The organism is Candidatus Krumholzibacteriota bacterium, assembly GCA_034520215.1.
Lineage (GTDB): Bacteria > Krumholzibacteriota > Krumholzibacteriia > Krumholzibacteriales > WJIX01 > JAGHBT01.
Genome location: JAXHNR010000001.1, coordinates 246,859 through 260,546 on the forward strand (window position 1 = coordinate 246,859; position 13,688 = coordinate 260,546).

Genomic DNA, 13,688 nt, shown 5'->3' on the forward strand with positions numbered 1-13,688 from the left:
ACGATTCTCCAGCTGCTACGATATTTCGCTTCCGCCGACAGTAATTTCAGAGACCTTTATTGTTGGAAGGCCTACATTTACGGGGACGGTTTGCGCTTTTCCGCATGTCCAGCGGCCGTCGCTGAAAGCGAAATCATTCCCGGTCATGGTTACCCTTGATAATACGTCGGGACCGTTACCTATAAGAGTAAAGTTTTTTATAGGAGCCGTTATCTTCCCATCCTCAACAAGATAGGCTTCCACAGGGACGAAGACAAAATCACCGCTTGCCGTATCCACCTGTCCTCCGCGGAAAGATTTACAGTATATACCTTTCTTTGTGGATTCAAGGATTTCTTCAGGACTATGTTTACCTTCCGCGAGATAGGTCGTAGTCATTCTTGGAATAGGCTGATTTTTGTAAGATTGTCTTCTTCCATTTCCGGTTGTTTCAGCCCCTAGAAGTTTAGCGCTCAGACGGTCGTGCATATATCCTTTTAGTATCCCCTTTTCTATCAGAACTGTCTTCGACGATATAGTTCCTTCATCGTCGAAGTTGATGCTTCCGCGGTCATTTTTGATTGTTCCGCTGTCAATTACGGTTACAAGTTCGCTTGCTACTTTGTCCCCCGTTCTGCCCGTATAAGCTGATGTTCCTTTCTTTATGAAGTCAGCTTCGAGAGGATGTCCTATTGATTCGTGAAGTAATATCCCCGATTCAGCGGGGGCTAATATAAGTTCCATTCTGCCGGCGGGAGCCTGGGCGGCGTTAAGGAGAAGAACGGCCTGCCTGGCCGCTTCGCGCCCGTGTTCAGAGGGACTCATTACCGTTTTAAAGTAGCTGTCGCCAGTCCGACCGCCCCCGCTCGAAACGCCTATCTGGCGGTTGCCATCTTTCTCGGCCACCACTTGAACGGTAAATCTGAGCATTGGCCTTACGTCCCGCAGTAACCGCCCCTCGCTTGTCGCGATCTGTATTGTACTAATTCTGTCGACGAGGCTCACAGAGGTTTTTAAAATACGCGGATCGTACTTTCCAGCCGCTTCTTCGGCTTCTTTTATCAGAGTGATCTTATCTGTAAGGGGGACATCAGTTACGGTTTTTGATACAGGATAGTGATTTTCGCAGTTGACTTCCGAAACATCAAGAGGCTTGATATCTTTCCCTGAGTCAGCTATCGCGGCGGCTGTCAGTGCGGCGTGCTTTAATTTGTCGAAAGAGAGGTTTTCAGTATAGGCGTAGCCTGTCCCTTCCCCCTTTACAGTCCGGATACCGACGCCTAATGAAATCCATTTGTTGCTTTCGCTGATTATCCCCTCTTCCATTACGATTCTATTCTGGATTGTATGTTCGCAGTAAATATCGCTGTATTCGCCTCCTTTAGAGAGCGCGAGGGATAATATTTCCCCGAGTGTCGATTTATCTATACCGAAGCGGTCTTTATACGAGAGCAATTGCGGACCCCGATTATCTTGTTTTTTAAGCTCAAGTCTCTATTTCATCAAGCTCTGTTGTAAAAAAAAATAACTCCTGATATAATACGTTGAAATTAAATTTATTAAAAGGACTTATTGTGAATATTAAAGGGAAGAAGATTATTTTACTGGCGTCTGTTATAATGACATCCCTTTCTGCCGCGGCCGCTGAATCTGATATAACTCAGCCCGCCGGCTGTGACTGCTTTTTGTGTGAACTCGCGGGAAAAGTGAAAATATTTGAACTCGAAACAACAATAAATGAACTCAGCGGAGCTGAAACAATTAATCTGAGCGGAAGTTCAGCAAGGATTATGACCAGGTATACATATTCAGATCAGAAATATCTTGCTCTGGAATATTTAAAGGGTAAAGCGGCCGGTTATGGTTATGAGACCGAAGTACAGTCTTTTGTTGAGAAAATATTCAGTGAGGATCTTCTCGGGCTTGCCGCTTCCGACACAAAAGATACTATATGGGCTGGAACAGTTGACGGCCGTTTTTACAGGTCCGTGTATCAGGGGGGATGGACGGGATTTAGAAGGTGCGCTTTTATTGACAGTATCGAGATTTATTCCCTGGAAAAGGGTCCTGGCGGAGGGTTGTGGGCTGGATGCGGTTTTCAGCGGAAACCGCAGGGCGGACTGTATTATTCGGATGACGGCGGATTGAACTGGGAAAAAAGAAAGAGCGGTATTAATGTCTATTCTGTTAAATCAATTTCTTTCGCCGATGACAGATCTGGAATAGCCGTGGGGCAGACGGGGACATTACTCCTTACCGGTGACGGGGGCAGTAGTTGGTCTGTTGAAAATCCTTCCGTTTTTGTCTGGAAAGACCTCAATGATTCCGCCTGGGACGGAAGTGAATACTGGATAGCGGCAGAGGGGGGCAGGTTATACAGGAGCGGAGATTGGGGAACAAGCTGGGAGGAGTCGGTCTTTACGAATCCTTCTCTTAACAGCATAAGCTTTTCGGATTCACTTCATGGGGTTATAGCCGCCGACGGTTCCGTCTTTTACACCTCTAACGGCGGCGCTAACTGGGATGAAACAGTGCTTGGAGTCAACCTGACGGCTGTAGATATGGCAGATTCCTCGGTGGCGGCAGCCTGCGCTGAAGAAGGAGATATTTACTTAACCGGTGACGGCGGTGTAAGCTGGAGAAAAGTGCCCGTTGAGTATTCCGGGATAGAAGAAAAGAGCAATCTTCTTTTTCTGAGGGAAGATCTCTTTTTGTCCGTTGGTGAAGATACGGCGAGAAGTATATCAATAGAGGATGGCAGTTCATATAGCTCTAGTGCTGAAGTGGCCGCGGATTCAGCGATCGGTAAAAATCTCATCTTCAGAAAAGAAGGTTTTGATTTATCTGAAGAGAGAGTTGTTCTGTGCGCTCATTATGACTCGTACAACTGGAAAGATCCTTATAATATCGCTCCGGGAGCCGACGATAACGCTTCAGGCGTGGCGGGAGTACTCGAGTGCGCGCGCGTTCTCGCAAATGCTATGACAGACCGGACGATTGAATTTGTTCTATTTGACGGAGAAGAGGAAGGGCTTTTAGGAAGCGGTTATTTTGTTGAGAATATCGACCCTCAGGCTGTCTACCGGGCAGTTTTCAATCTGGATATGCTGGGGAAAGATTATAGCTCAGACGGACAGGCTGTGTGTGTCGCGGGAAGAGAGGAGAAACAGGATTCTCTTCTTTTCAGCAGATATTCTGATTTAGCGGGATTTCTCGGTTTGAATATTATACCGGAATATATTTCCCCTTCACCGGCAAGTGATCATCAGAGTTTCTGGAAGCTTGAAGATTTGCCGGCAGTGCTGCTGGTAGAGGGCGGATACAGGGATAATCCGTATATGCATCTTGAAGAGGACAGGGCGGAGCATATTGATTTTGAATATCTTAGAGAGTGCGTGCAGCTGTCTCTGACGGTTCTGGCCCTTGAGTCCGGCTATATAGGAGAAAGGCCGGAAGAAACGTTTCTATGCCAGAATTTCCCCAATCCGTTCTTCGGTAAAACGAAGATTATTTTTGAGCTTCCCCGCCTGCTGCCGGTAACGCTTACCGTCTATGATGTTTCCGGAAGAAGAGTGGTGGATTTGATCGATAAAGATCTGGGGCCGGGAAAGATAGACAGCTACTGGGATGGGAAAAACAACAGGGGTGTTGAGGTCGCGAGCGGAGTATATTTCTTGAGAATGCGCGCTGGAAGTTACAAACATACGAGAAAGATGATATATCTCAAATAATATAATTGGAGTTCCCCCGAAAATTCGGCAAGTATTGTAATAACATTGCGAGATACAATCAGTTATCAGGATTGGTAAGTGGAATAGGGCTTTCATTGCTGATGAGTGCGGCTGAATGATATTTTCAAAACCCTCCGGAGGGCGAGCGGGCAAGGATTTCTGGCCCGAAGGGGCAGAAAGAGCGAGCCCGAGGCGGGAGTGGCAATTCCCTCGCCGGGGGAATTGACCACGATTTTGAAAATATCAATCAGCCGCATACTGTTACAAATCATCGACTACCTTATAGGTTATAAAAATTGGGGAAAGTCCAAAATAATATAAACCTTGACAGTCAAAGCGCTCCGGATCAATGAATCAGTTCGATGTCGCCGAATATCTGTGATATTTTAATCACCAGTTTATCGCCGGCCTCTTCGCTGCCGGCGGATCGATACTCAACGCTGCGTGATTTTTCACCGCCGGGCACGTAAAGTGAACCGAAAACGGCGTTACCTTTCAGTTCGTATGGCATATCTTCACGAAGACGGATAACGATATCGCCGAAAACCGAATGAATATCCAGCTGGCCGTAACCTGTGACCTCGTATACTTCACGAAGGTCTATTGATATTTTGCCGAAGATGCTGCTCATGCCTCCCCCGGCGAAATCACGGTTTTCTACTTTGATCCTTATATTTCCAAAGGCACTCGATCTTCTGATATACGGAGAATGGGAAGAAATAGTCGCGTCGCCGAAGACCTGAAAATTTATGTCCTCTTCGGTTCTTTTCCCTCTGTTTCTTAATTTTGTAAAACCCCACCAGATAAGAAGCAGAGGCCATAGATTCCAGATGTTCCTTCCAATATCCGCGATTCCGAAGTTGTTAAGCAGAAAAAGTACTCCGATTATAATCAGAATGATTCCTGCTTTCGTATTTTTCGAAGATAGTTCCATAGTTTCCGCCTTTATTTAAATAAGTTATTCGGGAAAAGAGATTTATTCTTTTAATTCTTCCTCATTATCCTTTTGTTTCATAAGTAAGAGAATACCTATAAATATCACTACGACAGGCCATATCATTTTGATCCAGTGATAGCTTTGGAGGAGAAAAACAAGCCCTATGGCGGTCAGTATTCCGGCCGGAACAAGCAATCCGCGGTCGTGCTTATCGAAGATGTACATGGCGTACAAACCTGCCGCCGGCGCCAGAATAAAGAAAGGCCATAGATTATTCATTGCGTACCAGCCGTATCTGGAGCAGTAGATAAAAATCAGCCCTATAACTATCAGGATAGTACCGGGCATTATGAATCCGCTTTTTTTTCTGTCCGCGATAAAACCGATCCAGAAAATAATACCCATGATGGTTACCAGATACGCCCAGAAAGACTGCCAGTTGAGGTCAATGACCCTGAAGTTATGAAGAAGGAAGAGAATTCCAAGGGTGATAAATACGAGTCCCGACACTACCGAAGAATGCCTCTTTTTGCTCATATCAAAACCTCCGTTTCATCCCGTTAATTAACACGCGTTGTAAATCAGTATTTGCAGCCAGGCTGCCGTTTTTCTGTAACATCCGTGATAGCAAGGTATTCATTGTTTCCTTCGAGGTAATTACGAAATACAATCTTTAAAGTTTCTTTGATTCTCTATCCAGTATAGCAAAAAAATTATTTATGTCATCAATATTGTTATAAAAATGTATACCTGTTCTAATGACTTTATCCCGCACTCTTGTCGAGAGAGGACTTACCGCCGCGTTGTTAAAGTATATGTGTGTTTTAGTCACGAGGAATTCCAGGCGGTATCATCCTTTTTTATAAACATTTATTTTCTCCCTCAGATACTCGAACTTAATGGATTCTCTCAGAATTGCGTTTGAAAGTACAAGGAGAAAATTAGCGGCCCCTCTCTTCATTGAGCAAAAATCCAAATATATATTCCCGTTCTTTTTAAGATTATTCTTAAATTAATGTGGATAATTGACCGGCTTATGATAATATTTGTTTAATGAGTTTGTATAAGTGTGGAAAGTTCGGCTTGCGGCCGGTTGCTGTGAGCTATGTTGCTTTAAAGATATAGATTTTGAGGGAAAGGACAGGTTCTTATGAAACGTCTCTTACTTATTGCTTTTACTTTTATTGTGGTTTTTACGAGCGTGGGCCGTGCTGCCGAAATAACATCTCCGGAGGAGTATTTCGGGTTTTCTCCCGGCGCCGACAGAGAGTTAATAGATTATGAAGATCTTATAGGGTACCTGCAGAAACTCGGTTCTGAATCACCCGGGCTGAAGCTGATTAATATAGGCCTGTCTCCTGAAGGCAGAGATATTTACGTAGCTTTTATTTCATCTCCAGAGAATATCGATAATTTAAAAGAGCTCGAGGAGATAAACAGAAAACTCGCTCTCGATCCTGATATTCCGGAAGATAAGCTGGAGGGTATGATAGACAGGGGAAAGGTCTTTTTCGCGGCAACACTTTCGATGCATTCGAATGAAGTCGGACCTTCACAGTCGGCCCCCCTTATCGCGCACAAACTTCTCGGCAAAGAGGATGAACGGATTGATAAATGGTTGAAGGATGTTGTTTATATGATGGTTCCATGCCATAACCCCGACGGTATGGATATGGTGGTTAATCATTACAGAAAGTATAAGGGTACGAAGTACGAAGGTTCGTCAATGCCGGGGATCTATCATAAATACGCTGGGCACGATAATAATCGTGATTTTGTTAATCTCACTCAGAGTGATACCAGAGCAATCTCGCGTATTTTCAGCCGGAAGTGGTTTCCTCAGGTTATGGTGGAAAAACATCAGATGGGTTCCGGAGGCGTCAGATATTTCATACCTCCGAACCACGATCCTATCGCCGAAAATATCGACGCTGAAATATGGAACTGGTGCGGCCTGTTCGGGGCGAATATGATGAAGGATATGACAAACAGCGGACTCGCGGGAGTTTCACAGCATTATCTCTTTGATGATTATTGGCCGGGGTCCACAGAGACATGCCTGTGGAAGAATGTAATCGCTTTTCTAACCGAATGCGCGAGCGCCAGGCACGCCACACCTGTATATGTCGAACCTGATGAGCTTAAGGTGCATGGTAAGGGTCTCGCGGAGTATAAGAAGAGTATCAATATGCCCCTTCCCTGGAAGGGCGGGTGGTGGCGGTTGTCCGATATCATTCAGTATGAAATCGTCTCCACCATGTCTGTGATAAAAACCTGTTCTTACCACCGCGGTGATATTCTCCGGTTCAGAAATGACATTTGCAGGAAAGAGGTGGAGAGGGGGCTGTCGCAACCGCCTTATTATTATATTCTGCCTGAGAACCAGCACGACAGCAGTTCTTTTGTTGATCTTGTGAATTTGATGATGCGGCACGGAGTTGAAGTTCACCGTCTTGTTTCCGATGTTATAATTAATAAACGAATCTATGATTCGAGGAGCATAGTAATTAAACTTTCTCAGCCGTTCAGGCCGTTTATAAAAGAGGTTATGGAGCGTCAGCATTTTCCGGTACGTCACTACACTCCCGGAGGTAAAATGATAAAGCCTTACGATGTAACAAGCTGGTCTCTTCCGCTTCTTAAGGGAGTGGAGGTTTTTGAGATAGAAAAGCGGTCTGTAGAGTTGGAGGAACAGCTTGTAAGTGTCGAGGAACCCTTCACTCTGCTGAAGAAAAGACCATCCGAATTCGAAGCTGTAATCCTTCCCGCTTCCAATAATGAAAGTTACAGGGCGGCCTTCGAGGCGTGTCAATCCGGACTTGAGGTCTGGCGAACAGAAGAGAAATATGAGAATGATAAAGCGGAAGCTTGTAAGGGGAGTTACTTGATTTATCATAGTACTAAAGAGAACGAGAAACTTGACGGGCTTTTAAGTTCTTTAAAAGCTGAGCCTGTTTTCGCTGGTAATATTGCCGATCTTAAAAAGAGAAAATTGAAATTACCAAGAATCGCGCTTGTGGAAACCTGGTTTCATGATATGGATGCCGGGTGGACACGCTTTGTGTTTGATTCCTATAATATTCACTACAAGGTTATTCGTCCGGACGATTTTAAGAATATTGATCTTAAGGATGAATTTGATGTTGTTGTCTTTCCGGACAGGAGCAGCTCTATTCTTGTAGACGGCAGAAGAAAGGCCGGCGAGAGGGAATATCTTTCCGGTTATCCTCCTGAATACACAAAGGGTATGGGTAAAGAAGGCAAGGAGAATCTCATGTTGTTTCTCGAAGGAGGCGGAACTGTAATTTCCTGGGGAAGGTCGGCTTCTCTTTTCTCCGGTATTTTAAAAATCAATAAGGATGATGATAACATAGAGGAATTTCAGCTTCCAGTCACTGATATTTCCGATAGATTGAAGAAAGATGATCTCTACTGTCCGAGATCAACGGTGAGAATTATCTTAACTGACGATCACCCATTAACTTACGGAATGCAGAAAGAGATAGGTGTTATATTCAGCGGAGGGCCGGTTTTTTCCACTTCAATTCCCCGGTTTGATATGGATAGAGCCGTGATTGCCAGATTTGGAGAGAAAGATATACTTATGAGCGGGTTTTGCGAGAACGAAAAACTTCTCGCGGGTAAAACGGCAATGGTATGGGTTAGGAAGGGGAAAGGACAGATTGTTCTATTCGCTTTCAGACCGCAGTTTAGAGCTTCAACAGAAGTTTCGTTTAAGCTCTTGTTTAATTCCCTGCTTCTGCCGGATGTAGAATAGAGCTTCGGAAAAGCTGCCCCGGGAATTTAATCTTTTATCCTTTGAATGTAAGCAAAGGCTTTACACAGCTCGGAGTAATGCATAAATTTCATTATAAGGAGTGTTTTTTTTAATCAGTGGGATTACCTGTTATTATGCCGTATATCCGTAATTTTAGTATAGTCGCTCATATTGATCACGGAAAGTCAACCCTTGCTGACCGTCTGATTCAGCACGCGGGATTAGTATCAGACCGTGTGTTTAAGGATCAGATACTCGACAACATGGACCTCGAGCGTGAAAGAGGCATTACAATAAAAAGTCAAACTATCTGCCTTCCCTATAAAAGCAGGGAAGGGGAAGAATATATTCTGAATCTTATAGATACTCCCGGACACGTCGATTTCTCTTATGAAGTTTCCCGCGCTCTGGCCTCGTGTGAAGGTATACTTCTTCTTGTGGACGCGGCTCAGGGTGTGGAAGCCCAGACAATGGCGAATCTCTACGCCGCCATGGAACATGATCTTACGATTATTCCCGTGATTAACAAAATCGATCTTGAAGCGGCAAACATAGAACTCGCGCGTGAAGAGATCGAAGTGGAATTGGGCCTGGATTCAAGCGGCGCGGTTCTCTGTTCCGCCAAAGAGGGGACGGGAATTGAGGATATCCTGGAGGCAATTGTAGAGAGAATTCCAGCTCATAAGGGAGATGCCGGCAAGCCCCTTAAAGCTCTGATATTCGACGCTCATTATGATTCTTTCAGAGGAGCCGTCATCAGCTGCCGTGTTTTTGACGGGACTGTCAAAGCCGGTGACCAGATCAAGCTTTTATCTCTGGATTCTGTTCATACTGTCGAAGAGGTAGGTGTATTCCTCTTGGAAAGAGAGGAGAGAGACAGGTTGAGCGCCGGGGAAGTGGGATATATAATCGCGGGGGTGAAAACTGTAAGTGACACGAGAATCGGCGATACAATTGTGCATGCATCGGATCCTTCCCCGGAACCTCTTCCCGGTTTCAAAGAGGTAAAACCTATGGTGTTTTCTTCGATCTACCCCGTGGAGAGAAGTAATGTTGGAGCGCTCACCGAGGCTATTGAAAAGTACAAGCTGAATGACGCAGCTCTTATCTACCAGAAGGATTCCTCCGCCGCGCTTGGGCAGGGATTCAGGTGTGGTTTCCTCGGACTTCTTCACCTTGAGATATTTCAGCAGCGGCTCGACCGCGAATTTAATCTTCCCGTGATTATGACAGCCCCGAGTGTGAAGTATAAATTTGTACTTACTTCCGGTGAAACCGTCACTGTTGAAAACCCTCAATATTACCCTGATCCGTCCGTAATAGAAAAGTCACTGGAACCGATTGTAAGGGTTAGTCTCCTGCTTCCCGATGAATATATGGGGGTTGTTATGAAACTCTGTCTTAAGAGGAGGGGAGAAAATCCGCGGATTGGTTATCCCGTTACCGGTAGAATGGAGATTACAATCGATATGCCCCTTGCTGAGATCATATACGATTTCTATGACAAGCTGAAGAGTGTAACGCGCGGCTACGGGACATTTGATTATGATTTTCTTGAATACCGGCAGGAGGACCTTGTAAAGGTTGATTTTCTGGTTAACGGTGAAAAGGTTGACGCCTTATCGATAGTTGTGCACAAGGAGAGAGCCCGTTCGAGGGCTGTACAGATATGTGAAAGTTTGAAAGAAGAGATACCCAGACATATGTTTAAAATCGCGGTGCAGGGAGCTATTGGGGGAGAGGTGATTTCGCGGTCAACCGTTTCCGCTCTCAGAAAAGACGTAACGGCAAAGTGTTACGGCGGAGACATTACCAGAAAGAGAAAACTTCTGAGTAAACAGGCGGAAGGGAAGAAGAAGATGAAAATGGTTGGCAAGGTTATGATTCCTCAAAGCGCGTTTGTATCCGTGCTCAAAACCAATGAAGACTGAACCGGAAGCCGGACTTTATCTGCACGTTCCGTTTTGCGAAAAAAAATGCCCCTATTGTGATTTCTATTCCGTGGCATCTGTGGATGAAACCGCGTTTTCAAAATGGGTCAACGCTGTTTCCGCGGAAGCCCTTAGATACAAAGATTTCCCGGCTTTATTTAAAACACTGTATCTGGGAGGCGGCACTCCCTCTCTTCTGACGGATGCGGCGCTCGAAGAAGTAATGATCAATCTAAGAGGGACCTTCAATCTGGAGAATCTCGATGAAATAACTATAGAGTTGAATCCTGAGGATATAACAGAAGGGAAGTTAAGAACGTATAAGAGACTGGGATTCAACAGGGTAAGTCTGGGCGTTCAATCTTTCATCGATGAAGAGCTTGAGATGCTCGGGAGGCGCCATGACTCTGAAACCTCTATTCGGGCCATTGAGATGATCCGCGGGGCCGGCTTTAGAAACCTGAGTATCGATCTTATAAGTTCTCTTCCGGGGCAGAGTGTCTGCGCGTGCCGGGCCAGTCTCGAAAGAGCAGTCGCGCTTAAGCCCGAACATATTTCCTGTTATCAACTTACGATTAAGCCGGACACGGTGTTCGGCAAATTGCTTTCTTCAGGAAGACTGAAGGAGGCTCCCGAGGATATCGGAGAGGAGATATTTATCCGAACGACCGAGTTTCTCAGTGACAACGGATACAGTCAATATGAAGTTTCAAGTTTCTCCGGCGGCAACGGCAGGATATCAAGACATAATTCTATGTACTGGGAGCACCTGCCGTATCTGGGGCTGGGTCCCTCCGCTCACTCATTTGACGGAGAGAAAAGGTGGTCGAATGTAAATTCGGTTGAGAGTTACTGCAAAGAAGTCTTAAATAATAGAACTCCCGTCTCTGATTTAGAAGTGTTAAGCGAAAAAGATCTCTCTCTTGAAGCGCTGTTTTTAGGACTCAGAACGATAAAGGGAGTAAGCCTCGATGTTTTAAAGAGATACGATGGGTGGGAAGATGCCTCGTCAAGGCTTTCGTCTCTTTCGCTTGTTAAAGTCATTGGTGGGCGTATGATACCCACACTTAAGGGATTGCTTTTCGCCGACAGGCTGCCGTTATTCTTTATAGGTTAACGGAGAAGTATCATCTTTTTTGTAGTTTTCTTGCCTGCCGCGGTCATACTGTAGAAATAAAGGCCCGAGGAAACCTCTCTGCCTGATGAATTTGTCCCATCCCATGTAATTTCAGATTTCCCCGCTGAGTAATTACGGTCTGTGAGAGTTGATATGAGTCTTCCTCTGACATCGTATACAGAGATCGATACTCTCGACGCTTTTTCGAGTCCGAAGCGGATAGTCGTACTTGGATTGAAGGGATTTGGATAATTCTGCTTAAGAAAGGTGACTGCCGGAACTTCCGCGTCAGTTATAATGGTTGATTTGTCGCAGAGAATCCAGTGATCCGGGTCGAGCTCAACATCTATCGCTTTGTTTTCCATTGATAACAGGAATGATTCTTCATGTTCATCTATCCAGAGCACCGTGTCGATCCGGCTGCCCGCCGTTGTAATCCTGAAGTCAACCGGCATCGTATAGGGAATGTCTTGAGTTTGTGTTACGCCGATTGAAAGCAGTGTGTCCGCCCCGCGCGGATAAGAGTTCCAGGACCAGCTGTAGACCGGCCTGTCTTCCCGTGTCAGCCATGGATCGAAAAACCAGCCCAGAGAAGAACCGTAATAATCTTCGCATACTCCGATAAAATCATCCGTATCGGCGTGGGAATGGCTGAAGCGCGGGTCTGAAGTATACCCTTTAATCATATTGAAAAAGGTGCTGTCTCCCGAGATGTGCCGGAACATGTGAATGATCCAGGCAGCCTTGTCGTAAACGACCGAATCGAAGTAGTACCATGGATCGGTATTGTCTGGATCACGCAGAACCGGGCCGTTCCATGAAGCGGGGTTATCCTTTTCCTCCATACATGATTTCAGTTCATTTGATCCGCCGATATGTTCCATCCAGAGTGCTTCGGTATAGCTGGCCCATCCTTCATTGAGCCATATATGCGTCCAGTTCTCGCAGGTGATAAAGTCGCCGAACCACTGATGTCCCAGCTCATGTATGTAGACCCAATCGTAGAGGTGGTCACCGCGAACCAACCATAAACCATAACTCGTCAGTGTCTGGTGTTCCATCCCTCCGCCGATATTGCAAAGCGCCACGCCGTATTTTTCCTCCGCGAAGGGGTATAATCCGTATACGGATGAAAAGAATTCCAGGGCGGGTACGCCGATACTTAGATCTTCCTCGGCGGCTTCTACCATTGAAGGAGGAACGTAGTTTGTAACCGGCATTGTTTCCCCGGGAGCGTATACAAATGTATCTTCAAGACAGACATACTCTGTGGCTGAAATAGAAGCAAGGTATGTTGTCATAGGATAGTTTTCCCGCCAGTGGTACCGTTTGTACTCTTTCCCCCAGCGTGTTTCACTTGTAAATCCCATGTAATTTCCGTTTGAAGCCGCGAAGAGATCTGAATCAACCGAAAGATATATATCAAATACGGCTTTGTCGTCCGGATAATCTTTAGAAGGCCACCATGTCCTCGCTGACCAGGGTTCACTGAGGCTGTATATTACCGGCCTGTCGTTATAGGACCGGAAGAAGAGGCCGGGGTTATTGGCGGCGGTTGGGTTTCCGTTGTAGTCGATTTCTATAGCGGTTTCTTCTCCGGAAGTAAGATTTGAAAGAAGAGAAATACTAATTACATCGCCGTTTCTGGACCAGGAAAGCGGTCCATAACCTGTTTGTTCAATAGAAATAATTGAAAGCGCTATATCCGCGTTTATGTCAATTGAACTGAGATTGTCGGTGAGGCTTTCGAGCGTAATTATTACCGTTCCCTCAACAGATTCTGTTGAATCGTTAAAAGCGATATCAAGCATATAGTGCTTCACGTCAAACTGTTCTTGAACCGGCGTTGGTTCCGGAGCTTTCAGCGAATCCCCTTTAAACAGGGGAAGGGCGCGCTTAAGATCGATCTTTCTTATTATGTCGCTGTGGATTTTTTCATATTGTGTTTGTGCTGCGGATGTAGATGGAATAAGAAAAAGGAATAGTAAAAGAAGCGTTTTTTTCATTTTAATATCTTTCTTTGCTTATAACTTAAGAAATAATTTATTTCCTGCTTTATTATATCATATATTCTCTTTTTTTTCCATCTATGCGGGGTGCCCCCGCGCTTTTGCCGCCTGTCCGGGCCCTTCAGACTTTTTAATTAAACTAAAATAAAAGCGGCCGGGAGAAGCCCCGGCCGCTTAAGGCTAACCATAACATCCGGGCGACCGGC

Annotated in this window: 8 protein-coding genes; 4 read left to right on the forward strand and 4 right to left on the reverse strand. The window is 45.4% G+C overall.

Going from position 1 to position 13,688, the window contains the following annotated elements; translation table 11 throughout:
• Positions 1-15: 15 nt before the first annotated feature.
• Complete coding sequence (locus tag U5O15_01065) at positions 16-1,434, reverse strand: TldD/PmbA family protein (GenBank protein ID MDZ7859253.1); 1,419 nt, start codon at positions 1,432-1,434, stop codon at positions 16-18.
• Between the two features lie 119 nt (positions 1,435-1,553).
• On the opposite strand from U5O15_01065, the gene U5O15_01070 reads away from it, so the two are divergent.
• On the forward strand, positions 1,554-3,710 hold the full coding sequence (locus U5O15_01070) for a M20/M25/M40 family metallo-hydrolase (GenBank protein MDZ7859254.1): 2,157 nt from the start codon (positions 1,554-1,556) through the stop codon (positions 3,708-3,710).
• Positions 3,711-4,056: 346 nt separating this feature from the next.
• On the opposite strand, the gene U5O15_01075 is transcribed toward U5O15_01070, so the two are convergent.
• Both U5O15_01075 and U5O15_01080 read right to left on the reverse strand, forming a co-directional pair.
• The gene (locus tag U5O15_01075; protein MDZ7859255.1) at positions 4,057-4,644 is read right to left on the reverse strand and encodes a LiaF-related protein; all 588 of its coding nucleotides are present in this window, start codon (positions 4,642-4,644) and stop codon (positions 4,057-4,059) included.
• A 42-nt stretch (positions 4,645-4,686) separates the two neighbouring features.
• Complete coding sequence (locus U5O15_01080; GenBank protein MDZ7859256.1) at positions 4,687-5,184, reverse strand: hypothetical protein; 498 nt, start codon at positions 5,182-5,184, stop codon at positions 4,687-4,689.
• A gap of 613 nt (positions 5,185-5,797) precedes the next feature.
• On the opposite strand from U5O15_01080, the gene U5O15_01085 reads away from it, so the two are divergent.
• The 3 genes from U5O15_01085 (at position 5,798) to hemW (ending at position 11,473) form a co-directional block, all read left to right on the forward strand.
• The gene (locus U5O15_01085; GenBank protein MDZ7859257.1) at positions 5,798-8,425 is read left to right on the forward strand and encodes a M14 metallopeptidase family protein; all 2,628 of its coding nucleotides are present in this window, start codon (positions 5,798-5,800) and stop codon (positions 8,423-8,425) included.
• A gap of 134 nt (positions 8,426-8,559) precedes the next feature.
• Positions 8,560-10,356 (forward strand): translation elongation factor 4, encoded by a 1,797-nt coding sequence (gene lepA / locus U5O15_01090; GenBank protein MDZ7859258.1) that lies wholly within the window; start codon positions 8,560-8,562, stop codon positions 10,354-10,356.
• Positions 10,346-11,473 (forward strand): radical SAM family heme chaperone HemW, encoded by a 1,128-nt coding sequence (gene hemW / locus U5O15_01095; GenBank protein MDZ7859259.1) that lies wholly within the window; start codon positions 10,346-10,348, stop codon positions 11,471-11,473. The genes lepA and hemW overlap by 11 nt, the downstream gene beginning before the upstream one ends.
• On the opposite strand, the gene U5O15_01100 is transcribed toward hemW, so the two are convergent.
• Positions 11,470-13,479 (reverse strand): M1 family aminopeptidase, encoded by a 2,010-nt coding sequence (locus U5O15_01100; GenBank protein MDZ7859260.1) that lies wholly within the window; start codon positions 13,477-13,479, stop codon positions 11,470-11,472. The two genes, hemW and U5O15_01100, sit on opposite strands and share 4 nt — an antisense overlap.
• Between the last annotated feature and the right edge of the window lie 209 nt (positions 13,480-13,688).